General features: G+C 62.8%; 19 protein-coding genes. 5 read left to right on the top strand and 14 right to left on the bottom strand.

The genetic code is table 11. The features are described 5' to 3' along the window. Nucleotides 1–129 precede the first annotated feature (129 nt). Together AB5Z05_RS04170 and AB5Z05_RS04165 are read right to left on the bottom strand one after the other, a co-directional pair. Complete coding sequence (locus AB5Z05_RS04170; protein ID WP_368150185.1) at nucleotides 130–1,824, bottom strand: aspartate aminotransferase family protein; 1,695 nt, start codon at nucleotides 1,822–1,824, stop codon at nucleotides 130–132. A 224-nt stretch (nucleotides 1,825–2,048) separates the two neighbouring features. Further along, complete coding sequence (locus AB5Z05_RS04165; protein ID WP_368150183.1) at nucleotides 2,049–3,065, bottom strand: lipoate--protein ligase A; 1,017 nt, start codon at nucleotides 3,063–3,065, stop codon at nucleotides 2,049–2,051. 478 nt (nucleotides 3,066–3,543) lie between these two features. Between AB5Z05_RS04165 and AB5Z05_RS04160 the strand changes: the two genes are divergently transcribed. Next, on the top strand, nucleotides 3,544–5,937 hold the full coding sequence (locus AB5Z05_RS04160; RefSeq protein WP_368150197.1) for a diguanylate cyclase: 2,394 nt from the start codon (nucleotides 3,544–3,546) through the stop codon (nucleotides 5,935–5,937). 72 nt (nucleotides 5,938–6,009) lie between these two features. Here AB5Z05_RS04160 and AB5Z05_RS04155 read toward each other — a convergent pair whose 3' ends face one another. Genes AB5Z05_RS04155 through AB5Z05_RS04115 form a run of 9 tightly spaced genes read right to left on the bottom strand, consistent with a single transcriptional unit; the run spans nucleotide 6,010 to nucleotide 15,732 of the window. Further along, on the bottom strand, nucleotides 6,010–7,209 hold the full coding sequence (locus tag AB5Z05_RS04155) for an ABC transporter permease (protein ID WP_368150181.1): 1,200 nt from the start codon (nucleotides 7,207–7,209) through the stop codon (nucleotides 6,010–6,012). Continuing rightward, nucleotides 7,209–8,423: an ABC transporter permease gene (locus AB5Z05_RS04150; RefSeq protein WP_368150179.1), complete on the bottom strand. Its 1,215-nt coding sequence runs from the start codon at nucleotides 8,421–8,423 to the stop codon at nucleotides 7,209–7,211. The genes AB5Z05_RS04155 and AB5Z05_RS04150 overlap by 1 nt, the downstream gene beginning before the upstream one ends. After that, a complete protein-coding gene (locus AB5Z05_RS04145; RefSeq protein ID WP_040066014.1) occupies nucleotides 8,424–9,113 on the bottom strand; it encodes an ABC transporter ATP-binding protein in 690 nt (229 codons plus the stop codon). After that, a complete protein-coding gene (locus AB5Z05_RS04140; RefSeq protein ID WP_368150177.1) occupies nucleotides 9,106–10,242 on the bottom strand; it encodes an efflux RND transporter periplasmic adaptor subunit in 1,137 nt (378 codons plus the stop codon). The genes AB5Z05_RS04145 and AB5Z05_RS04140 overlap by 8 nt, the downstream gene beginning before the upstream one ends. Nucleotides 10,243–10,269: 27 nt before the next feature. Then, nucleotides 10,270–13,446 (bottom strand): efflux RND transporter permease subunit, encoded by a 3,177-nt coding sequence (locus AB5Z05_RS04135; protein WP_368150175.1) that lies wholly within the window; start codon nucleotides 13,444–13,446, stop codon nucleotides 10,270–10,272. Next, nucleotides 13,439–14,479: an efflux RND transporter periplasmic adaptor subunit gene (locus tag AB5Z05_RS04130; RefSeq protein WP_368150196.1), complete on the bottom strand. Its 1,041-nt coding sequence runs from the start codon at nucleotides 14,477–14,479 to the stop codon at nucleotides 13,439–13,441. The genes AB5Z05_RS04135 and AB5Z05_RS04130 overlap by 8 nt, the downstream gene beginning before the upstream one ends. 41 nt (nucleotides 14,480–14,520) lie before the next feature. Continuing rightward, nucleotides 14,521–14,991 (bottom strand): YeeE/YedE family protein, encoded by a 471-nt coding sequence (locus AB5Z05_RS04125; RefSeq protein WP_179214454.1) that lies wholly within the window; start codon nucleotides 14,989–14,991, stop codon nucleotides 14,521–14,523. A 13-nt stretch (nucleotides 14,992–15,004) separates the two neighbouring features. After that, complete coding sequence (locus AB5Z05_RS04120) at nucleotides 15,005–15,418, bottom strand: YeeE/YedE family protein (protein WP_368150173.1); 414 nt, start codon at nucleotides 15,416–15,418, stop codon at nucleotides 15,005–15,007. Continuing rightward, nucleotides 15,418–15,732, bottom strand: a complete 315-nt coding sequence (locus tag AB5Z05_RS04115) for a helix-turn-helix transcriptional regulator (protein ID WP_005338008.1) — start codon at nucleotides 15,730–15,732, stop codon at nucleotides 15,418–15,420. Before AB5Z05_RS04115 ends, AB5Z05_RS04120 begins: the two co-directional genes overlap by 1 nt. An 88-nt stretch (nucleotides 15,733–15,820) precedes the next feature. Between AB5Z05_RS04115 and AB5Z05_RS04110 the strand changes: the two genes are divergently transcribed. From AB5Z05_RS04110 to AB5Z05_RS04095, 4 genes are all read left to right on the top strand, one after another. Further along, entirely contained in the window at nucleotides 15,821–16,006 is a 186-nt protein-coding gene (locus AB5Z05_RS04110) for a DUF2892 domain-containing protein (RefSeq protein ID WP_323891095.1), read from the top strand. A 55-nt stretch (nucleotides 16,007–16,061) separates the two neighbouring features. Continuing rightward, on the top strand, nucleotides 16,062–17,333 hold the full coding sequence (locus tag AB5Z05_RS04105) for an NAD(P)/FAD-dependent oxidoreductase (protein ID WP_368150171.1): 1,272 nt from the start codon (nucleotides 16,062–16,064) through the stop codon (nucleotides 17,331–17,333). Between the two features lie 380 nt (nucleotides 17,334–17,713). After that, nucleotides 17,714–18,118 carry a hypothetical protein gene (locus AB5Z05_RS04100; RefSeq protein ID WP_368150169.1) on the top strand — a complete coding sequence of 135 codons (405 nt, stop codon included), beginning with the start codon at nucleotides 17,714–17,716 and terminating at the stop codon, nucleotides 18,116–18,118. A 218-nt stretch (nucleotides 18,119–18,336) separates the two neighbouring features. Then, complete coding sequence (locus tag AB5Z05_RS04095; protein WP_005350335.1) at nucleotides 18,337–19,065, top strand: MgtC/SapB family protein; 729 nt, start codon at nucleotides 18,337–18,339, stop codon at nucleotides 19,063–19,065. Between the two features lie 89 nt (nucleotides 19,066–19,154). Here the strand turns inward: AB5Z05_RS04095 and AB5Z05_RS04090 are convergent, their stop codons facing one another. From AB5Z05_RS04090 to AB5Z05_RS04080, 3 genes are read right to left on the bottom strand one after another with little or no spacing between them, the layout of a single operon-like run. Continuing rightward, entirely contained in the window at nucleotides 19,155–20,165 is a 1,011-nt protein-coding gene (locus AB5Z05_RS04090; protein WP_368150167.1) for a LacI family DNA-binding transcriptional regulator, read from the bottom strand. Nucleotides 20,166–20,192: 27 nt separating this feature from the next. Continuing rightward, complete coding sequence (locus AB5Z05_RS04085) at nucleotides 20,193–21,608, bottom strand: glycoside hydrolase family 32 protein (RefSeq protein WP_368150165.1); 1,416 nt, start codon at nucleotides 21,606–21,608, stop codon at nucleotides 20,193–20,195. Then, nucleotides 21,608–22,972: a sucrose-specific PTS transporter subunit IIBC gene (locus AB5Z05_RS04080; protein WP_005359249.1), complete on the bottom strand. Its 1,365-nt coding sequence runs from the start codon at nucleotides 22,970–22,972 to the stop codon at nucleotides 21,608–21,610. The genes AB5Z05_RS04085 and AB5Z05_RS04080 overlap by 1 nt, the downstream gene beginning before the upstream one ends. Between the last annotated feature and the right edge of the window lie 39 nt (nucleotides 22,973–23,011).

The raw sequence follows: 23,011 nt of genomic DNA, 5'->3' as shown, positions 1-23,011 counted from the left end.
CTACTGATGCACAGTGCCGCAAAAACAGCAGGGCAAGCCAATTGGCTTGCCCTTTGTTTATCTGTTGGCGAGGTACCCTGACCGCCTCTTGCCATCACAGGCCGCGCTCGACTGTCAGGGCAACATCCATCAACCGCGAATATGGTCGATAAAGGCGTCGATCTGCTCGCGGGTGCAGGCAGGATTCATAAAGACCGCCTTCTCCCCTGCGATGTAGGAGTATTTGCCCCGTGCGTCATAGTCGGAATGGGCCACCGCCTCCACCCAGTTGGTATAGAGCCCGACTTTACCACGCCCCTTGAACAGGCTGCGGTGATAGTCGGTATTGCGCTGCAGCCGCGCCTTGTAGGCAGGATCGCTGGAGCGGGCCAGCTCGAAGGCGAACTCGGCCTCCGGATCGCTCACCCACTCGGGGTTGTAGATCTTGAAGCCGACGCTCGGCCCCTGATTCTCCTGCGCCACCAGCTTGACGTTGCCAAGCTGGCTCAGGCGATAGCGGAAGTAGTTGGCATTTTGCAGGCAGTGGGCCAGCACGGTGCGATACCCCTCGACCCCCATGTAGTTGAGCGCCGCATAGGCACCGAACAGACCACTCGCGCCACGGGAGCACTCGATGGTGGATTGCAGGTGGGTCTGGCCCTGAATGTCCCGCTCGAAGTAGGAGAAGTTCTCCGGGTCATTCTCCATCGCCTTGAGGTCATCCTGCTCCTTGATCATCACCAGACTGGAGGTGTAGGGCACATAGCCCCACTTCTGGAAGTCGACGGTGAAGGAGTCGGCATATTTGAGCTCGGCAAAGCGCGCCACGTTGCGCTCTATCCCCGCCAGAGTCGCGCTGTTGATGGCGAGCGGGTTGGCGGCAAAGTCGTAACCCAGGAAGAAGATCATCGACCAGCCGATAGCTGCATCGACGTGGATGTGAGGTTTGACCGTCACCTCAAACTGCTCGCAGAGGCGATTGCGCAGCTCGAACACGGGTTTCACCTGATCCACCCCGAAAGTGTCGGTAGTGCCCATGGTGAGCATGATGGTGGGCACCACGTGTTTCAGGGCAAAACAGGCGGTCAGGGTGCGCTCAAGGTGGTCAAGATCGATGTCATTGTTCTCGCCGACCTGAATCCGGATGGTCTTGTTCTCGATGTCGACCCCAAGCAGGGAGAGGTTGGTGATATTGGAGTAGTGACCGCCTTGGGAGTTGATGATGCGGTAATCCTGATAGTGGCCGAGCCCCTTGTGCTTGGCCTCGGGCAGGCTTTTGCGAATGCCGAGCAGGTAGCCATAGAGGTTACAGAAGGTCCCCCCCTGGGTGAAGATGCCGGTGGCCCGCTCGGGGTCATAGCCCGCCAGCAGCGCAATCTGGCGCACCACCTTCTTCTCCAGCTCCTCGGCCACCCCGGCGTATTCGGAGTAGACCAGATTGGGGTTGGCAAGAATGCCCAGCTGGGCGCCGTAGATGGCGGGATCCGCCGACATGGTGATGACGTTCTCGACGCTGGAGGGGTTCTCCCAATCCTTCGACAGGGCGGCGGCAAACAGCAGCTCGGCCATCGGCTCGCCCGGGGTGCGCATGGTGGCGGGCACCGGCATGGTCTCGCAGAGATCGGCCAGGCGGGCACGGCCATCAGGCCAGGCATTCAGGCGGGCATCGGGGGCCAGGCCACGGGCCCGAAATTCGTTGAGGGTGGCAAATCCGGGTTCGCGAAAAACGGGCCAGAGATCGGGATTGCGCGAGAAAAAGTTGGCTTTGACGGTGGCGAAACGGGCGGAGAAATCGGGATGGACGGCATTGACGCTTTCGTCTTGCAGATAAACTAAGTCACTCATTTTTATACCATTAGTACAGCAAATGTGCGGCCGTTATACCCCTGTGCCAAAGGGGCCGACAGCGACAATATCTAATGGCCTACCCTACTTTTTGTCATGTATCAGCCAGCACAAGGGCTGGCAAAAAGGCGCCTTTGAGGCGCCTCTTTATATTTCGTGATCTTGCTCCCATCCTGGCTGACAGCGCCCTCACTAACGGACCGCCATCAGTGCAGTGCCCCCCCTTAACGCAGAGAGGTCAACAGCCACTCGGCAAACTCCGCCAGCTCGCTCTGCTGCTGAGGGAAGGCCGCCAGCCAGGGCTGCAGGCGCGCGGCAACAGCGTCCGGTCGATAGCCGCAACCCGCCAGTTCGGCCGCCAGCAGATCAAACGGGGCCGGCTCCAGAGTATCGCTAAAGAGCTGTGCCCGGGTGATGACCCCCTTCTCCACATCAAAGTGCAACTCAACCCCACCCCAGCTGAACCGCTCCTCCAGCAGATGGCTGAACGCCGGGGCATGACCATAGTTCCACTCCCAACTGCGCTGACGGGCGAAGGTCTCGGCAAAGCCCGGCAGATCCGGCATCTGCTCCGGGGAGATATGCTCGGGCTCAACTCGCGCGCCGTAATTGTGGAAGAAGGCCTCCTGCAGCGCCTCGCTCACCTGTTGATGGTCGATCCCCGGCAGCAGTTCGCACAGATTGGCCACCCGGCTGCGCACCGAGGTGATCCCCTTGGCCGCCAGCTTCTTGGGGTCGGGGTTGAGATAGTTGGCAAGGCGGCCGAGATCGGCATCCAGCAGCAGGGTGCCGTGGTGAAAACCGCGATCCAGAGTCTCCCGATAGGCCGACCCCGATACCTTGCGCTCCCCGTCCGGGGTGGCCACCAGCAGATCGTTGCGACCGGAGGCAAAGGCTTCTATCCCCAATCGCTTGAGCCCGTCCAGCACGATGGCGGTGGAGACGCTCTTGTCATACTCCGGCTTGCCCGCCATGAAGGTGAAGCAGCTGTTGCCAAGGTCGTGGAACACGGCGCCACCACCGCTGCTGCGACGCGCCAGGGTGACCCCGTCTTCTTCCATGCGGCGGGTGTTGCACTCCTTCCACGGGTTCTGGGCACGGCCAATCACCACGGTATTGGCATTGCGCCAGAGGAACAGCACCCGCTGGCCGGGGTCCATCTGGCGGAAGATGCACTCCTCAACGGCCAGATTGAACAGGGGATCGTGAGAGTCGGAGACAAGCAGACGCAAGCGGGACATAAAAAGACCTTATCCGGAACTGGGGGCAGCATGATAACACTGACGGGGTACCATCACTGAGCTGTCGCACATTAACCGGTGCGCAGCAGCCGCGATACATTTGCGTCACACCTGACTGCCCCATAAAAGTATCTATTGATATAACGACACAGCTTGACGTGCAACCACGGAAAAAATGCAGTCAAGCCACAATGACAACGATAAAAACGGGAAAAAGTGGCTAGAATGCGACCACTTCGATAGGCCATATGACTCTCTTATTGGTCACATAACTTGCAAAAAAACGGCATGTATCCATCCCGTGTGATGAACGACACAAAAATGACTTTCCAACCCCCCTATACCCTATTGCAAACGCCTTTTCTCCCCTTGCAGGTGACACAAAATTGCTTGAATCTAGCCTAGACACCGCTCCCGAGAGAAACGTTGTATGACGGAGAACGCAGCCCCCCGCCAGCCCTTCAGCTGGTTTATGCCAATGCTGGTCGGTATGGTCATCGCGACCCTGACCTCTTCCCCCGTGCGAGCCGGCGAGCAGGTCATCGTCCAGTTGCCGTGGCAACACCAGTTCCAGTTTGCCGGTTACTACGCGGCTATCGCCAAAGGGTTTTATCGGGAGGCCGGTCTGCATGTCACCCTGCGCGAAGCGGACTCCCGCACCGATGTGGTCAGCGAGGTGATCTCGGGAAAGGCCCAGTTTGGCATCAGCGGCAGTGACCTGCTGCTGGATCGGGCTGCCGGTCGCCCGGTGGTGGTGCTCGCCGCCCTGCTGCAGCACTCGCCGCTGGTTTTGCTCACGCTGGATCGGCCAGATATTCGCAACCCGGCCGATCTGGCCAACAAGCGACTGATGCTGGAGCCTGGCTCCAACGAGCTGCTGACCTACCTTTCTCACCAGACCCGCAGCCGCGACTGGGTCACCCTCCCATACAAACAGGGGATAGAGGCACTGCTGGCGGGCAAGGTGGATGCCATCAGCGCCTACAGCACTACCGAGCCCTTCTATCTGCAGCAAAGAGGCATCCCCTATCGGGTCTTCAGCCCGCGCACCATCGACTTTGACTTCTACGGCGACAACCTGTTTACCTCCGAGCGGGAGCTGATCACCCGACAGGATCGGGTCTACGCCTTCCAGCAGGCCAGCCTCAAGGGGTGGCGCTATGCGATGGACCACCCCGAAGAGATGATCAACCTGATCATGGAGCAGTACCCGACCGGGGCTGGCCGTGAACAGCTGGAGTTCGAGGCTCGCGAAACCAGAGAGCTGATGCAGCCGGATCTGATCGAACCTGGCTACATGCAGCAGGAGCGCTGGCTGCAGATCGCCAAAACCTATCTGGAGGCGGGCATGCTCACTGTATTGCCCAACCTCGACCGCTTTATCTACGACCCGGCGCAGGAGCGGCTGCGCCAGCAACGGCAACTGCTCGACAAGAGCGTGGCGGTGGCCATGCTCATCACCTTTACCCTGATGACCCTGCTCGGCATCTTCTTGCACCTCTATCTGCGCCTGCGCCAGGAGGCGCGGGATCGCCAGCGGCTGACCCGTGAATTGGCCCAGAGCGAGCAGCACTATCGCTTCGTGGCGGAGAACAGCGCCGATGTGATCTGGACCATGGATGCCGCCAGCTTGCGCTTTCGCTATGTCAGCCCGGCCATCACTCCTCTAAGCGGCTACGAGGCTCCAGAGCTGTTTGCCCTGCCCCTCAAACAGCTGCTGCCGGATGCCTCAAGGCAGCTGCTGCGTGAGGAGATCTCCGCCACCCTGGAGGCCTGGCAGCGGGGAGAGCATGACCAGACTCGCCGGGTCATTCGCACCCAGCTGCGCCACAAGGATGGCCATCTGGTAGCGACCGAGACCATCACCACCCTCCATGGCAACCACAATGCCCAGCCGGAGGCGATCCTCGGGGTCACCCGGGATATCACCGAGCGGGCAGCGCGAGAGGAGATGATGCGCCGCCTCGCCTTCTATGACCCCCTCACCGGGCTGCCCAATCGCCGCTTGCTGCAGCAACGGCTCAAGGAGCTGATGGAGCAGGAGACGCCCCGTCCGCTGGCATTGATGTTTATCGATCTCGATCACTTCAAGCCGATCAACGACACCTTCGGCCATGAGACCGGGGATATTCTGCTCAATATGGTGGCCGAGCGGATGAGCCACTGCGTGCGCAAACAGGATCTGGTGGCACGGCTGGGGGGCGATGAGTTCGTTATCTTGCTGCCGGAAAGTGGCGACGAAGTGCTGGCGGTGGCCGACAAGCTGCACCAGCAGCTACGCCATCCGTTTCAGCTGGAGGGGCAGGAGCTGCTTATCTCCAGCAGTATCGGGCTGGCGCTCTATCCCGAGCACGGGGAGGATGCCAAGACCCTGATGCACCACGCCGATCAGGCCATGTATCAGGCGAAGCATCGCGGCCGCGGCCGGGTCTGCCTCTATACCGAAGGCCTTGATCCCGAGCAGGGCGCCCTGCTGTGGCAACCCGGCCACGAGTGCGGTCACCCGCGCATCGATGCCGAGCATCGCCAGCTCTTCGTATTGACCAACCGGCTGCTGGAGCGGATGAAAGATCAGCACGAGGATCCGGCCCCGTTTCTGGAGAGTCTGGAGAGCCTGTTCGACATGGCCCGCCATCACTTCGCCTTTGAAGAGCAGATGCTGGCGGAGATCGACTATCGGGAGCTCGTCAGCCACCGTCAGGATCACCAGCGCCTGCTCAACAAGGCGAGCCAGCTGCTGCACGCCGCCAAAGCGGGGACGCTGGGCAACGACGAGCTGCTCAACTTCATCATTCAGGAGCTGGTGGTCGGCCACATGAGTCAGGCGGATCGCCGCTACTTCCCCCTGTTCAGATCTGAGCGCAGCCTGTAGGTTGCGGAGGTGGTCACCTAGTTCCCCCCTGTTCAGACCCGAGCGTAACGCGCCTCTTGCGAAAGGGGCGACCTAGTCACCTCGCAGGGCAACCACGGGGTCGAGACGCACTGCTCGTAGCGCAGGAGCAACCCCGGCCAGCAGGCCAACCAGAGCGCTGCAACCGAGCGCCAGCAGCAGATAGAGAGGATGGAGGGTGAGCGGCAAGCCGGCCGCCAGCAGGGTGAGCAGCAGCTTGAGCCCGCCGAGCAGGGTCAGTCCCATGGCCCCGCCCAGCAGCGCCAGCACCACGGCTTCGAGCAGGAACAGCAATAGAATGCGCCGCCGTGGGCAGCCCAGCGCCATCAGCAAGCCCACTTCGGGGATCCGCTCCTGCTGGGCGATGCTCATGATGCTGAAGATGCCGACCGCCCCGATCAGCAGCGAGATAATGCCGAGCCCGCCAACCGCCAGCTTGATGATGGAGAGGATCTTGTCGAGGCTGGTCAGCATATCCTGCTGGGAGGTTAGGGTAAAATCCTCGGCGCCGTGGCGGGCGATCAGCACCCGCCTGATCTGGGCGGTGATCTCGGCTTCCGTCTGTCCGGCGCGATAGATGACATCGATCTCCTGCAACCCCTCCTTGTTGAACAGCGCCTGGGCGTGAGCGGCGGGCAGATAGATCATGTCATCCAGATCAAAGCCGAGAAATTGCCCCTTGGGCGCCAGCACCCCGGCCACCCGAAAACGGCGATCACCAGCGCGTAGCAGACTGCCCGGCCCATCGCCACTGGGAAACAGCTCCGCCGCCACCTTGGCACCCAGCACCGCATAGGCGCGGGGCATGGCACTGTCGTCCGCGGGCAGAAAACGCCCCTGCACCAGGGTGAGTCGCCAGCCGGAGAGCGCCGCCGGGCCGGTGCCCAGAATAGCGGTGCTGCGGGTGAGCCCGCGACTGCGCACCTCCCCCTGCCCCTGTACCACAGGGAGCGCAGCCTCGATACCCGGCAATTTGGCGAGGGCATCGGCGTCCTCCAGCAGCAGGGGACGGCTGCTGGAGAGGATGCCGGGCGGGCCGCCGGCGGTCTCAGTCTTGCCCGGGGTCACGGCGATCAACCGAGTGCCAAATTGGGAGAAGCTGTCGAGCAGATAGAGCCTGAGCCCCTCGCCGATGCCGGTGAGCAGGGTCACCGAGGCGATCCCGATGGCAATGCCCAGCGCCGACAGCAGGCTGCGACTGCGCCCTGCCATCAAGGCGCGCCAGAGCCAGAACAGCAGATCGGCGGCGCGCATCAGCCACCGCTCCATTGCCCGCTGCGCAGGCTGCTGACCGGATCTTGTCGTGCCGCCCGGGAGGCGGGCAGCCAGCTAAAAAACAGCCCGGTCAGCAGGGCCGCCGGTATGGTGCAGAAAGTAGCGAGCAGAGGGACAGCCGCCGGAAATCCGGGCCAAATCACTCCGGCGAGGGCAACCAGGGCGTAGCCCAACACAGTGCCAAACAGCGCGCCACTGCCGCTCAACAGCAGCGCCTCCCACAAAAACAGCTGGCGGATCTGGCGACTGTCGGCCCCCAGCGCCTTGAGCAGGCCGATCTCGCCAGTGCGCTGGCGGGTGCTGATCAGCGCCAGATTCATCATCATGATGCCGGAGACCAGCAGGCTGATGGCACCGATGCCGGCAACCGCCAGGGTGAGGGTCGCGAGAATGGTGGAGAAGGTGGCCAGCATGGCGTCACGGCGCACCACGGTCACATCGAGCACCCCGTGGCGCGCCTGCATCAGCTGTTCCAGTCGCTTGACCAGCGGCGGTACCGCTTGCCCCGCCAGCGGCTGGATCAACAGCCGAAACAGCCCCTCGGTGTTGAACAGCCGCATGGCGCTACCCACCGGGATCAGCGCGGCCTCGGCCATATCCATCCCCAGATTACTGCTCTGACTGGTGAAGACCCCCACCACCCGAAAACGGCGATTGTCAAAACGCAGCCACTGGCCGACCGGGTCGGCCTGACCGAACAGCTCACGAGCCACCTTGGCTCCGAGCAGAACGGCCGGGCGATCCTCTGCGGCATCCCCCGGTAGCCAGCGGCCGGAGAGCAGCTCCAGCCCGTGGGTATCGCGCAGCCCGTTGCTGCTGCCAAGCAGCATGGTCTGGCGCAGCCGCGCCCCCTGTTTGGCCTCGGCAAAGCCCATCACCAGCGGCACCAGCCGCACGTTTGGCTGATGCTGGCCAAGGTAGTGCATATCATCGAGAGTGATCTGCCGCAGACTGTTGCCGGTGACCGGCGGCAGCCCGCCGTTGGTCTCCTTGCGGCCGGGGAACATCACCAGCAGATCCTTGCCAAGGGAGCTGAACTGGTCGGCCACATAGCGCCTCGCCCCCTCCCCCAGCGCGGTGAGCAGCAGCACCGAGGTGACGCTCAAACTCACCGCCAGGATCAAGACCAGCGCCCGTGAGCGCTGGCGCAGCAGGGCCACGGCGGCAAAGCGGATCACATCGGGCCGCCGCATTCAGCCACCGCCGCTATCAATGTTGATGCGGCCATCGTTCATCAGGATCCGCCTACCCGCCCGCTCACCGAGGCGCGGATCGTGCGTCACCACCACCAGCGTGATCCCCTGCTCCCGGTTGAGCCCCTCCAGCAGGGTAATCACCTCCTCCCCGGAGCGGGAGTCGAGATTGCCGGTGGGCTCGTCGGCCAGGATCAGCCGCGGCGCCATTGCCATGGCCCGGGCGATGGCTACCCGCTGACGCTGACCGCCGGAGAGCTCGGCAGGACGGTGCCCGGCCCGGTTCTCCAGCCCCAGCTCCCCCAGCAACTGCTGGCTTCGGCGATGGCGCTCGGCGGGGGCGATCCCGCACAGCATCAGCGGCAGCTCGACGTTTTCACGGGCGGTGAGGCGGGAGATAAGGTGAAACGACTGGAACACGAAACCGATGCGATGGCCGCGCAGCTGGGCCAATGCGGGTTCTGACAGGGTGGCGGTATCCTCCCCTCCCAGCCAGTAACGCCCCTCATCGGGCCGATCCAGCAACCCCAACACATTGAGCAGGGTCGATTTGCCGGAGCCCGAGGGGCCCATCACCGCCAGATACTCCCCCTCGGCAACTCGCAGAGAGACGCGATCGAGGGCGGCCACTTCGCTCCCCCCCAGAGTGAAACGACGGCTGACGGCATCAAGGCGAATGAGATCACTCATCCGTTTGTTCCGTGGCGGCGCTGAAAGGGCCCTCCCCGACAATCTGTCCGGGCTGGGCTGCCAGCCGATCACCGACGGCGAGCCCCTCGGCCACTTCAATCCAGTTCCAGTTCTCCACGCCCCAACGAGGCATCACCCGCACCAGCTTATCCCCTTCCAGCCGCAGCACGCTGCCATCGTCGGCCCGGCTGCTGGCCGCTACCCGCAGCACATCGGTGGCGCGGGTCACCTCGACCTCAAGGTCGGCACTGTAGCCAATAAGCAGGGGCACATCGGTGGGCAGGGCAGTGAGCGCAGCCTCCACCTCCACGGTGCGGGCCTGCTTCTCCAGCTCCTTCACATAGGGGGCGATACGGGTGACGCTGGCGGCAAAATCGCGCCCGGGCATGGCATCGAGCAGTACCCGAGCAGACTGGCCCACCTTAAGGCGGGCAGCATCCACCTCATCGATGGGGGCTGAAACATAGAGACAGCGATCGTCGATGAGATCGATAACCGGAGGCATGGCTACTCCGGGCGGTGAGGGAGTCATGTATTCACCCAACTTGCTGTTGACCTCAGCCACCACTCCGGCAAACGGCGCCAGCAGGCGGCGCTCGCTCAAGCGGGCCTCCACCTGGGCGACCTGCGCCTCGTCGACCCGCTCCTGCTGACGGGATGCCTGACAGACATAGCGGCGGGTATCAGCCAGATTCTGGGCCTGCTCGGCGAGGGTGCGGGAGGTGAGGTTTTTGGCCAGCAAGGTGGCCAGCCGGTTGGCCTCCCGCTCGTAGTAGGCCGCCTCGCTGCAACGCTCCTCGCGCTGGGTCTTGCCAAGGGCCTGCTGGGCACGGGCACGGGCAAGATCGGCGTGAATGTCGTCACTCCAGAGGGTCAGCAGCAGATCACCCCGGGCCACCCGCTCCCCGGCCTTGACGGCGATCTGCTCCACCACGCCACCACCGGGCAGACTGAGCCCGGCCCGCTGACACGACTTGATGGTGCCGGCCCGGGTGTTGACTACAGTGACCAGCACATCCCCCCGCCCGACCTCAGCCAGCCTGATCGGCGTCGGCTGCGGTTGCCACCACCATGCCACAGCCGCCGCTACCACAGCGCCACTTCCCCACCACAACCAACCTCTCTTCATCGCGCATCCTTTCGCTAGTGACTCCCGTCATGTGCGTCGGGAGAGCAGGGCATAATAGAGCAAGGGTATCACCACCAGGGTGAGCAAAGTGGAGACCAGGATCCCGAAAATCAGGCTGATGGCCAGTCCGTTGAAGATGGGATCATCGAGGATAAACAGAGCCCCGATCATCGCCGCCAGCGCCGTCAGCATGATGGGTTTGGCCCGCACCTGCGCCGCTTCGATCACTGCCTGCTCGAACACCATCCCGGCGCGGCGCTGCTGCTCGATAAAGTCCACCAGCAGGATGCTGTTGCGTACGATGATCCCGGCCAAGGCGATCATCCCGATCATCGAGGTAGCGGTAAACTGGGCTCCCAGCAGGGCGTGGCCCGGCATCACCCCTATGATGGTGAGCGGAATGGGAGCCATGATGATGAGTGGCACCAGATAGGAGCGGAACTGGGCCACCACCAGCAGGTATATGAGGATCATCCCCACCCCGTAGGCGATACCCATGTCGCGGAAGGTCTCGTAGGTGATCTTCCACTCCCCGTCCCACAACAGCGCCACCTCCCCCAGCTTGTCGGGCTGCTGCACGTAATATTGGGGCAGGTCGATATCGGCACCGGCGGCAAACATGCCGTAGAGCGGGCTGTCGGTATGGCCACCCATGTCGGCCACCACCATCACCATGGGCTGCATGTTCTTGTGCATGATATACCCGGGGGCCACCTCATCACGGCGACTCACCAGCTCGGAGACCCGCACCAACTGGCCGCTCTGGCTGCGCACCTTGAGGGCCAGTACGCCCGCCAGATCCCGTTTGTCACCGGGTGCCAGTTCGATGCGGATCGGCACCGGATACTTGGCGCCGTGACCCTGCAGCCAGCTGGCATCCTGATAACCCACCCCGCCATTTAGGGTGTTCACCAGATCCCCGAGATCGACCCCGAGCAGGGCCGCCTTGCTGCGATCCACCACCAGCCGCCACTTGGGCTGCGGGTCGGTCAGATAGATATCCACATCCACCAGATCCGCCGTGGCCACAAAACGGGCCTGTACAGCACGAGCGGCCGCTTCGCGGGCGGCCTGAGTCGGGCCATAGATCTCGGCAACGATGGGGGACCAGACCGGCGGGCCGGGCGGCACCTCAACGACTTTCAGGTTGCCCCCTGCCGCACTGGCGATGGCCTGCAGCGGCTCCCGAACCGACTGGGCAATCTGGTGACTGCTGCGATCCCGTTCATGCTTGTCCACCAGATTGACCTGAATATCCCCCACGTTGGCGCCGCTGCGGATAAAGTAGTGACGAACCAGGCCGTTGAAATTGATGGGGGCGGCTGTGCCGGCGTAGATCTGGTAATCCTTCACCTCCTCCACCTTGGCAAGCTCACGCCCGACCGCCAGCAGGGTGCGCTCGGTCTGCTCCAGGGTCGCCCCCTCCGGCATATCGAGCACCAGCTGGAACTCCGACTTGTTGTCAAAGGGGAGCATCTTGAGCACCACCCACTGCACCACCGGCATGGCGGTAGCCGCCCCGACCAGCAGCAACACCACCAGCCAGAGTTTGCGTCTGGCGCGCTTGGCGCCATCACCAATCAGGAAAGGGGTCATCAGCCGGTGAAAAAGACCAGCCTTGGCCTCGCCGTGGGCACCGTGCACCGAATCCTTGAGCAAATGGCTCGCCAGCCAGGGGGAGAAGATAAAGGCCACCAGCAGGGAGATAAGCATCCCCATGCTGGCATTGATGGGGATGGGGCTCATGTAAGGGCCCATCAGGCCGCTGACAAAGGCCATCGGCAACAGGGCCGCGATAACGGTCAGGGTCGCCAGTATAGTTGGCCCCCCCACTTCGTCCACCGCCCCCGGAATAAGCTCCTTGAGCGCCCCCTTGCCCAGACCGCGATGGCGGTGGATGTTCTCCACTACCACAATGGCGTCATCCACCAGAATGCCGATGGAGAAGATCAGCGCAAACAGCGACACCCGGTTGAGGGTAAAGCCCCAGGCCCAGCTGGCGAAGAGAGTCAGCGCCAGGGTGATGACGATGGCAACGCCCACCACCAGCGCCTCGCGCCAACCCATGCTCACCAGCACCAGCAGCACCACCGCCGTGGTGGCAAAAATCAGCTTGCCGATGAGGGTGTTGGATTTGGTCTCGGCGGTGACGCCGTAGTCTCGGGTCACCGTCACCTCAACGCCGGCAGGGATCAGTCGGTTCTGCAAACTTTCGACCCGCGCCTCCACCCGCTTGGCCACCTCGACCGCGTTCTGGCCCGGCTGCTTGCCAATGGCCAGGGTCACCGCCGGATAACTGGCTTGCCCCAGCCCCATCCAGCTGCGCTTGGTCGGGGTCTCCTGACCCAGAGAGACCTTGGCCACCGCCCCCAGATAGACCGGCTTGCCGCCCTGCAGCCCCACTACCAGCTCGCGGGCCTCCTGCTCGCTTTGCAGGAACTGCCCCACCTGCACCTTGATCTCACTGTTGTCCTGCTCGACGGCCTGTGTCGGGGCCACCTGATTGGCGGCCGCCAGTCGCTGGCTCAGCTCGCCCCAGCTGATGCCGTGGGCGCTGAGGGCCGCCGGATCCGGCATCACCCGCAACACGGCGCTCTGGCTGCCCAGCGTGTAGATATCGCGGGTACCGGGAATGCGCTTGAGTTCTGTCTCCAGCTCATGGGCGACCCGGGTCAGCTCGGGGGCCCCTAGTTGCTTGCTCCCCTCTTTGCTCCAATCTTTGCTCCATAAGGTCAAACTGACGATGGGGACATCATCGATCCCCCGGGGTTTTACCAGTGGTTGACCGACCCCGATCCCCTGTGGCAACCAGTCGCGGTTGGAGTCGAGCTGGTTGTTGAGATCGACGATGGCCTGCTCGCGGCTCACCCCCACCTTGAACACCACCACCAGCAGGGCGCCATCGGGTTGGGAAAAAGAGTAGAGGGTATCAATACCCTTTATCTGGGAGACCACCTGCTCGGCAGGGGTAGTGACGAGAGAGGCCACTTCAGCCGGAGTGGCTCCCGGGAAGGGAATGTAGACATCGGCGAAGGTGACATCGATCTGCGGCTCCTCCTCCTTGGGGGTCACCAGCACCGCAAACAGGCCGAGCAATAGCCCCACCAGCGCCAGCAGCGGGGTGATGGCCGAGCCCTGAAACAGCGCAGCCAGCCGACCGGCAGGCCCCAGCCTCTCCTTGTTGCCGTTCAGCTCGCTACTCATGGGCCACCTCCTGCTGCTGCGCCCAGGCATCGGGAGCCAGCTTGTCACCGGCTTGCAGCCCGGCCAGGATCTCGCACTGCCCTTCAAAGCAATGACCGACCCGCACCGGCGTCAGGGCCCAGCCAGCGGGTTGCTGCAGATAGACGCCGTTGAACTCCCCTTGCCGCAGCAGGGCGCGATCCGGCACCTGCAACACCTGACGTTCACCCAGTTTGAGCTGCACCTTGAGCCACATGCCGGGCAATACCCCGGCGGTTTGCAGCGGCAAGTCGAGGCGCAACCTGAAGGCGTGGCTCTGGCTGTCGGCATAGTTGAAGCGGGTCAATTTGACTGGGGTAACAGACTTGCCATCGGGCAGCAGCACCTGCACATCCGCAGGCTCACGAGCCAGCGTCAGGGCGGATTGGGGCAACTCCACCTCCACCCGCAAGGTGTCGAGAGAGAAGCCGGAGAGCAGCGGGGTACCGGGGGCGACTGTCTCCCCCAACTCCACCAGCCGTTTGGTCACCACTCCGGCGTAGGGAGCCAGAATGCGGGTATAACCGTAGGCCTCGCGGGCCTGAGTGAGAGCCGCATCGGCAGCATTCACCTCGGCGCGGGCGGCGCGATCCGTCGCCTGGGCATTATCGAGCTGGGCGCGGGTGATCACCCCCTTGGCGATCAGCGCCTGAAAGCGGGCAAGCTGGCGCTCGGCTTCCACCTGCTGGGCCTGCGCCCGGGCCAGCCGTGCCTCGGCACCCGTGACGGCGGCAAACTGCTCTTTGCCGCTGATCTCCAGCAGCGGTTGCCCCGCTTGCACCTGATCGTTCACATCCACCAGCATGCGGGAGACCCGGCCGCTGGTCTGGGCCGCCACCGTCCCCTGATTGATGGCACTGACGGTGCCATCCAGCGTCAGCCAATCGGTCACCGGCTGTGGCGCCACTGTCAACAAGGGCTCTGGCTCCCCGTCCGCGGCAAAGGCCCGGGGGGATGTCATGGCCTGCGATGTCATCACCAACAAGGTGATCCCCAGCAACCGGATCTTTTCCATCATTACTCTCCTTCCCTGGCGTAATCTGTCACTTCACGGGATCAGGCGGTATGGGACTGGCGCACCTTATCCACTCCCCGAGCTGGCGCCTTGGTAAGCACCCTGGCCAGCCCTCTGTCAAACAGCAAGATCCCGGCCACCATGGCCGCTATAAACAACATTATCATGGGCTGCCCGCTGGAAATGAGACTCAGAGCAGGCCCCGGGCAGATACCCACCAATCCCCAGCCGATGCCAAACAGCGCGGCCCCGCCGATCAGCCTGCGCTCCAGCCGAGGGGCAGGTACGGCGGCGATGGGCTCACCCAGCACACTCTGGCGACGGGGTTTCACCAGCAGAAAATAACCCGGCATAAAGACCAGCAGGGCGCCCCCCATCACAAAGGCAAGGCTGGGATCCCAGGCCCCTGCCAGATCAAGAAACCCGGTGACCCGGGCGGGATCCACCATGCCGGAGATGGCCATCCCCAGCCCGAACAACACCCCCGCAAACAAACTTGTCAGCAATTTCATGGCGATCAGCCCCTTACAGCAGATGATGAGTAACGAAGACAGTGATAAATCCTGCCGCCATAAAGGTCAGGGTGGCGACGATGGAGCGCAGGGAGAGCCGCCCCATGCCACAGATGCCGTGGCCGCTGGTGCAGCCATTGCCAAGACGGGTACCGACCCCGACCAGCAGACCGGCCAGCAGCACAACGGGCCAGCCGGGCAAGGTGGTGAATACGGGCATGCTGGCCCAACCCAGAGTCAGCGCCAACCAGGCGCCCGCCCCCAGCCCCAGCAGAAACAGCACCCGCCACGGCGCACGGTGTTGCAGCGCACCGGCCAGAATGCCGCTGATGCCGGCCACCCGGCCGTTGAACAACATCAGGATCAGGGCCGACAGCCCCGCCAGCATGCCACCGCCCAAAGAGAGCAGCCATTGGCTTTCCATCATCAAGATTCCTTATTTTCTGAGTGACAAAAATGGGTTTGCAGCGCCCCCAGCACATCAGCTGCCGCCTCGCTCACCAGCGAGTAGTAGATCTGCTGGGAGACCTTGCGCGAACGGATCAGGCCGTAGCGCTTCAATACCGAGAGTTGCTGGGAGAAGGCCGACTGCCCGAGTTGGCTATGGGCCAGCAGCTCCCCGACGCCCTTCTCCCCCTCCACCAGCTGGCAGAGCACCATCAGGCGTTCGGGATGAGCCAACGCCTTGAGCAGGGAGGCGGCGGCTGTCGCATGTCTGTTCATCTCGTCGAATTGGCTCATAAGAGTAAATTAGCAATTGCTGATATTTGTTCTATTGTATAAAACAACACTAAATTAGCAACATCTAAAGTAGATAAGGAGAAGGACCATGACTGTAGATAACGGAGTCAGAATCGTCGCGGGTTGCATGTTGCTGCTCTCGCTGCTCCTTACCGCCTGGGTTCATCCGGGCTTTGTCTGGTTGAGTGCCTTTGTCGGGGTCAACCTGATCCAGAGCGCATTCACCGGTTTCTGCCCGGCAGCGATGATCCTCAAACGGATAGGATTTAAATAACAGGGTCGGATGACCTAGGCTCATATGAGCGTGTAATAAACGCAGGAGGCTGAACATGGCAACGGTAATCGTCATCGGCGCGGGTCTGGGGGGCATGTCTGCCGCCTACGAACTCAAGGCCGAACTGGGCAAGCAGCATGAGGTGATCCTCATCAATGACAAGCCGGACTTTGAATTCACCCCCTCCAACCCCTGGATTGCCGTCCAGTGGCGGGAGCGCAAGGAGACCTCGATCCCCATCGAACCCCATGTGAAGAAAAAGGGGGTCCGCTTTATCCATGCAGCCCTGACCGAGCTGCAACCGGCGGCGCAGCAGCTCACCCTCTCTGATGGCCAGACCCTGCGTTACGACTTTCTGGCGATCTGCACCGGCCCGGCCCTCGCCTTTGACGAGGTGACGGGGGCTGGCCCCGAATCCGGTGGCACCACCAGCGTCTGTACCCTCTCCCACGCCGAAGAGTGCCGCCACAGTGTCAGTGCACTGGTCGATGAGCCCGGCCCTGTGATTGTCGGTGCCATGCCGGGCGCCTCCTGCTTCGGCCCCGCCTACGAGTATGCGTTCATCCTCGATCGCCACCTGCGCGACAAGAAGGTGAGAAAAAATGTGCCCATGACTTTTGTCACCAGCGAGCCCTACATCGGCCATCTGGGTCTCAATGGTGTGGGGGACTCCAAGGGGATGCTGGAGAGCGAATTGCGGATGCGCGACGTGCAGTGGATCTGCAATGCCCGCACCGTGGCGGCGCAAGATGGTCAGATGACGGTGGAGGAGCTGGACGATGAGGGTAACCTCAAGCGCACCCACACTCTGCCCTACAAACACGCCATGATGCTGCCCGCCTTTGTCGGCATTGCACCGCTGCGGGGCATCGAGGGGCTGGTCAATCCCCGCGGCTTTGTCATCGTCGATGAACACCAGCGTAACCCCGCCTTCCCGCAGATTTACGCCGCCGGGGTCTGCATCGCCATTGCCCCGCCGCACAAGACGCCGGTACCAACCGGGGTGCCCAAGACCGGCTACATGATTGAGGCGATGGTGCGCACCCTGAGCCACAACATCAAGGCGGAGCTCAGTGGCCAGCAACCGGTGACCAAGGCGGTGTGGAATGCCATCTGTCTGGCGGACATGGGGGACACAGGTGCCGCCTTCGTCGCCATGCCGCAGATCCCGCCGCGCAACGTAGCCTGGTTCAAGAAAGGAAAGTGGGTCCATCTGGCCAAGATCGCCTTCGAGAAGTACTTCCTTCATAAGATGCAGGTGGGGGATACCGAGCCCATCTACGAGAAACTGATGCTCAAATACCTCGGCATCGACAAGACCGAATGACCCCGCAGACCCGGCCCTCGCCGGGTCTGCTTTTGGCGGCCCTACGCGGCAAAACGGGCCTTTCGATTATGTTTCAAGATGTTGCTGCGGGCGGCGCGGGGTTTACCCTGCCTGCCGCCTCGGCTATCATTCGAGCCTCTTATCAATAGCGGAGACCATCAGTGGGCAACTCATCAAGTGACAGTTGTAGACCGACCCTCATCGTCGGTACCAAGGTCGCGAGCTAGCCGCAGGTCTTTCTCTGCCGCCACTCGCAACTCTGCGAGAAGCGGAAATCCACTCCCCTCTTCTCCCTTTTTACACTTGACGTCTGGCAACCAGTGGCCAACCGCCACGATCGCCATGCCTGCATAGTTTCTGCTTCCCACAAGGAGGCTGCTATGCGTTTTATCTCAATCAAACCGGCTGCGGATCGCGCGGTAGCAACAGGTTCTGTTGCTACCCGGGCTCACCCCCTGTTGAGCCGGCTCGGCCGTGGCATGTTGCCACGCTGGCTGGGCGGCAAACCGCGCCAGCACCACTATAGGCTGCAGATCCGCTGCGAGGATCGCGCCGATATGGAGCAAGTGCTGGATATGGTGAACCACACGTTGCAACCGGCGGGGCTGCAACCGATGCAATCGATGAAGCCGGGTCGCGGCGGCGGGCGTGAGCTGGTGCTCAACCTGCAGTGCACCCCGTCCCAGCGCCGCTATCTGGTGCAGTTTGTTCATCAGGTCGGAGTAGCACATCCGGTGCGCTGGCAACTGCGCCCGCGCATCGACTGCGATCCCGAGCTCAACTGACCGCACACCGGCATTAACCACTGTGAAAGGGGCCAGACACGCTGGCCCCGCTTGTTGCGTCCTCGCCGAGCGTCAGAGCATCTGATGGTGCTCGCGCCTCGGGACGCTGCGTTTTTGTTTGTCTGCTGGCCATCCGCGCAATCATCCCCTGATCCACCCGCCTCCCGGCGTTTCATCATGGATTGCGCCAAGCCAGCACTTATCAGAAGGAGTACGCCATGAAGATGTGGCAACAAATTGACATGATCTCCCTGCTCGACACCCTGGCCAGCCTGCTGCTCGCCTTTGTGCTTGGCAGTCTGGTCGGGCTGGAGCGCCAGTACCGCCAACGTACCGCGGGCCTTCGCACCAACGTGCTGGTCGCCGTGGGGGCCGCCCTGTTCGTCAGTCTGGCCCAGCGTATCTATGACCTGCACGGCGGCAACTACAACGTGGTCCATGTGGTGGCCTATATCGTCTCCGGCATCGGCTTTCTCGGCGCCGGCGTCATCATGCGCGAATCGGGCAATATCCGCGGCATCAACACCGCCGCCACCTTGTGGGGCGTGGCAGCGGTCGGCGCCGCCTGTGGCGCAGGACTGGCCATGGAGGCAATTCTGGGTGCCCTGTTCGTGCTGGCCGCCAACACTCTGCTGCGACCGCTGGTCAATCAGATCAACCGTCGCCCGGTGGACAATACCGACACCGAAGTGACCTACAAGGTGACGGCCTTGACCCAGCGCGAGCATCAAAAAGAGGTACTTCACTGGCTCGAAGAGATGCTGGAGCAGGCCAACTACCCCCTGAGCGAGCTCGACATCGAGCCGTTTGGCGAGGGGGATCTGGAGATCTCTGCGGTGCTGCTCGCCACCTCCATCGATGGCGACGAGCTGGATGCCCTGATGGTGAAACTCGGCATTCATCCCCATATCAAGCAGGTGTTCTGGCGCACCAGTACCACCGATTGAGCCGTTGGTCAGAGGAACGAACCATCCGCCCGCAGCAAAAAGCCCCGCCAGCAATGGCGGGGCTTTCTCATATGGATGGGCGAAGAGTGCTAGCGGCGACTGCGCCAGCGCACTCTGGGGGTGATCACCTGGGCGGTCTGAGCCGGAGGATTGCCCGCAATCAGTTGCTGCATCAGCTCGAAAGCGGCGAGGGCCAGCGCCGGACAATCCTGTGCCACCGAGTCGATGCGCATGGGAATGCAGTCGAGCAGGTCGTGATCGTCGAAGGTGCACAGGCGCATGCCTGTTTCCATCAACCCCGCCTCGTTGAGGTAGCGCAGCACCCCTTCCAGCAAAGTAAAGGAGGCGGTAAAGAGCCCCCTGGGAGGCGCTCCCAGCTCGGCCACCAGCTCGGCCATCAGCTGATAACCGGAGCTCGGCTGATAGTCGCGATGACGGACCCGGGCGGCATCGGCTTCAAAACTGGCGCGATGGAGCCCCAGCTCATAGCCCGCCAGCCGGTGACGACTAGGGGAGAGATCCAGCAGGCCACCGAAGTAGTAGATCTCCTCGCCGCACTCGCTGGCCATGTCCCGCACCAGCTCGGCGGTCGCCTTGCAGGCATCGGAGATCACCATGGGCAGGCGCGACTCGCCGATGTGGCGGTCGAGCTGCACCACCGGCAGGCGGTCGTGGATGCGGGCATAGATGTCATCGCTGTGGCCGCTGGAGGCGACAATCAGCCCGTCCACCTGACGGCTGATGAGGTTGTCCACCACCCGCTGCTCGAGAGCGGGATCATCCTCGGAGCAGGCGATCAGCAGCTGGATGCCCGCCTCCCGGCAGTGGGCCTCGAGGGTGCGGGCGATGCGGGCAAAACCGAAGTTGGTGAGATCGGGGATCACCAACCCCCAGGTGTAGCTGCGGGTCTCGCGCAGGGAGCGGGCATGAAAGCTCGGCAGGTAGTGACACTCCTCCGCCACCGCCTGAATGCGCTTGCGGGTATCGTCGGCAATCCGGTACTCCGCACTCTTCCCGTTGAGCACCAGACTGGCGGTTGCCTTGGACACCCCCGCCAGTTCGGCGATCTGGGCAATCGTGATCCGTTTCTTCTTCTCCACCTGGCCTCCCGGCTGACTAGAACCGGGCTATTGTACTAGGCACGCCGACAGCGGCCAGTGATTGAGGCAAATTTTGCAGCCATCATTGCCGTTACCTGATGAAAGTTGCGGCTTGTCCCCGGGGAAGTAGCGCGCCGACAGGCTGTGTCGCCCCTCATCGATGAAACACTCCAGACTGGAGCGATCGCACAGCACAGAGATCCGCCCGCCAGCCCATTGGCTGCTGCGGGTCTCCCACGCCCCGCTCTGCCAGTTCTGGCGCCGCAAGGTGAGGCGCCCCGGCTGCCACACCAGCTCGGCCACGGCGCCGAACCAGAGACGCCCCTCACCGCAGAGATCCAGATCGATCCAGGCCGAGTCGATGGCCAGCCCCGGAAATTCTCCGAGCGTCCCCTCGAAACGGGTCAACTCTCCCTTCAATGCCGCAAGCTCCGCCACCGGCCGCTGGCAGAGCCACTCATCCTGCCAGAACAGCTCCCGCGGGCAGCTCATCTGGTGGAGCCAGCCGTGAGCGATCGTAGGCTGGCTCATCTCGTTCTCCTCCGGCAGCCCCAGCCAGCCAAACAGCAAGCGCCGACCCTGGCTATCCAGAGTGGTCTGGGGGGCATAGAACTCGAAGCCCCGGTCCAACTCGTGAAAAGCCTCGTGCTCGAAGCGCTCGCCGTCGAAGTTGCCAGAAAGCCAGCCGCACTGGTAGAGGTTGCGATAATCCTCGCCTGCCGGGGCAATCCCCTGCGGGCAGCTGATCAGCACATAGCGCTCCCCTAGCGGGAAGAGATCCGGGCACTCCCACATATAACCAAACTCACCCAGCCCACCTCGCCCGCTACCGGCGATGGGGCCCACCCGCTGCCAGCTTTGCAGGGTGTCACCGCGATAGAGCAGCACTTCGCCCTTGTCATCCAGGGTGCGGGCCCCCAGCACCATCAGCCACTGCTGGCCGTCGTGCCACACCTTGGGGTCGCGCACGTGGCCGCTGTAGCCTTCGGGCAGATCCAGCACAGGCCCCAACTTCTCGAAGCCTCCCTCACCGTCGGCGCGGGCCAGACACTGATAAGCGGTGCGGCCGCCATCCGGGTATTTGACATTGCCGGTGTAGATGAGGGTCAAACGCCCCTGCTCGTCGCTCACCGCCGAGCCCGAATAGCAGCCGTGGCTCTCATAGGCTTCGGTGGGCAATAGCGCCACCGGCTCGTGTTGCCAATGCAGCAGATCGGTGGAGGTGACATGGCCCCAGCCCTTGTTGCGGTGCTCGCAACCGAGCGGGTTCCACTGGTAGAAAAGATGGTAGCGCCCGTCGTGCTCGATAAAGCCGTTAGGATCGTTAAGCAGCCCCACCGGGGCTGCCAGATGCCAGCGGGGCCGATGGGGATCGGCCGCCGCCTTGAGCTGTCCGGCCAGCAGCGACCGGACAATCTGGTTGAGAAGATCGCTTTCCTTCATCACTCCACCTTGTACTTGAGCAGGTAGGATGCGGCGAAGGCGGCGCCAAAGGCGATCACCAGCCCGATGATGTAATGAATCAGGCTCATGGGCTGGACGATGGCCATGCCGGGAATACCGGTCAGCCCCACCGCCGTCATCCCCACCTTGGCCGCCACCACGTAGGCGCCGCCGCAGGCCCCGCCAAACAGACCGGCGAGGAAGGGTTTGATGTAGCGCAGGTTCACCCCGAAGATGGCCGCTTCCGTGATACCCAGCAGGCAGGACATGGCAGCCGGCACGGTAATGGCCTTGATCTTCACGTCGCGAGTCTTGAAGTAGACCGCGAGGCAAGCCCCGCCCTGCGCCACGTTGGCCATAGCCCAGATGGGCAGCAGGAAGTTGACGCCAATTTGCGGATTGGCCAGCAATCCCGCCTCGATGGCGTGGAAGCTGTGGTGGATGCCGGTGATGACGATAAGCGAGTAAGTGCCGCCAAATACCAGCCCCGCCAGCCAGCCCGCCTGCTCATAGAGGGCGCTCAGACCGAACGAGATGCCATCCCCCAATACCCGACCCGCCGGGCCGATAAAGAGCAGTGCCACGAAACCGGTGATGATGACGGTCAAAAACGGGGTGAGGATCAGATCCAGCGCATCCGGAATGCGCTTGCGCAGCTGTTTCTCCAGATGGGACATAAACCAGACCGCCAAGAGCACCGGGAAGACGGTGCCCTGATAGCCGATCATCGCAACATCCAGCCCGAAGAAGTCCATAGTCTTGAAGCCACCGGCCACGCCCCAGGCGTTGGTCAGCGCCGGGTGGGTGAGGATGCCACCGAGGGTCGCCCCGAGATACGGATTGCCGCCAAACTCCCGCGCCGCCGTAAAGCCGATGAGGATCGGCAGTATGATAAAGGCCGCCGAGCTGAACATGTCGAGCATCACAAACAGGGCGCTGTCGGCATTGACCCAACCGTAGGTGCGCACCATGCCGAGCAGCCCCATCAGCAAGCCCGAGGCGACGATGGCCGGAATGATCGGCACGAAGATGTTGGAGAGGGTTCGCGCCAACCGCTGGGCCACGTTGAGCTTGGCCGCCGCCATGTCGGTCAGCTCCGCCTTGCTGGCGGTGCCGGTACCGGTCAGCGTCACAAACTCCGCATAGACCTTGTTGACCAGACCGGTGCCGAAGATCACCTGAATTTGGCCCGCGTTGCTAAAGCACCCCTTGACCCCCTCCAGCTTGTCGATGGCGGCCTTGTTTACCTTGCTGTCATCGGCCAGCACCAACCGCAGCCGGGTGGCGCAGTGGGCAGCGCTGACAATGTTCTCCTTGCCCCCGAGCAGGGGCACCAGATCCTTGGCTATCGCACTGATATTCATATTCTTCCTCTTATGACCCGCCACGCTGGCGGGCCCTAG

It is taken from the genome of Aeromonas sp. R2-4, from assembly GCF_040908365.1.
Taxonomy (GTDB): domain Bacteria; phylum Pseudomonadota; class Gammaproteobacteria; order Enterobacterales; family Aeromonadaceae; genus Aeromonas; species Aeromonas veronii.
Note: the sequence above shows the minus strand (reverse complement) of the source record. Positions and strands in the feature narration are given on the sequence as shown.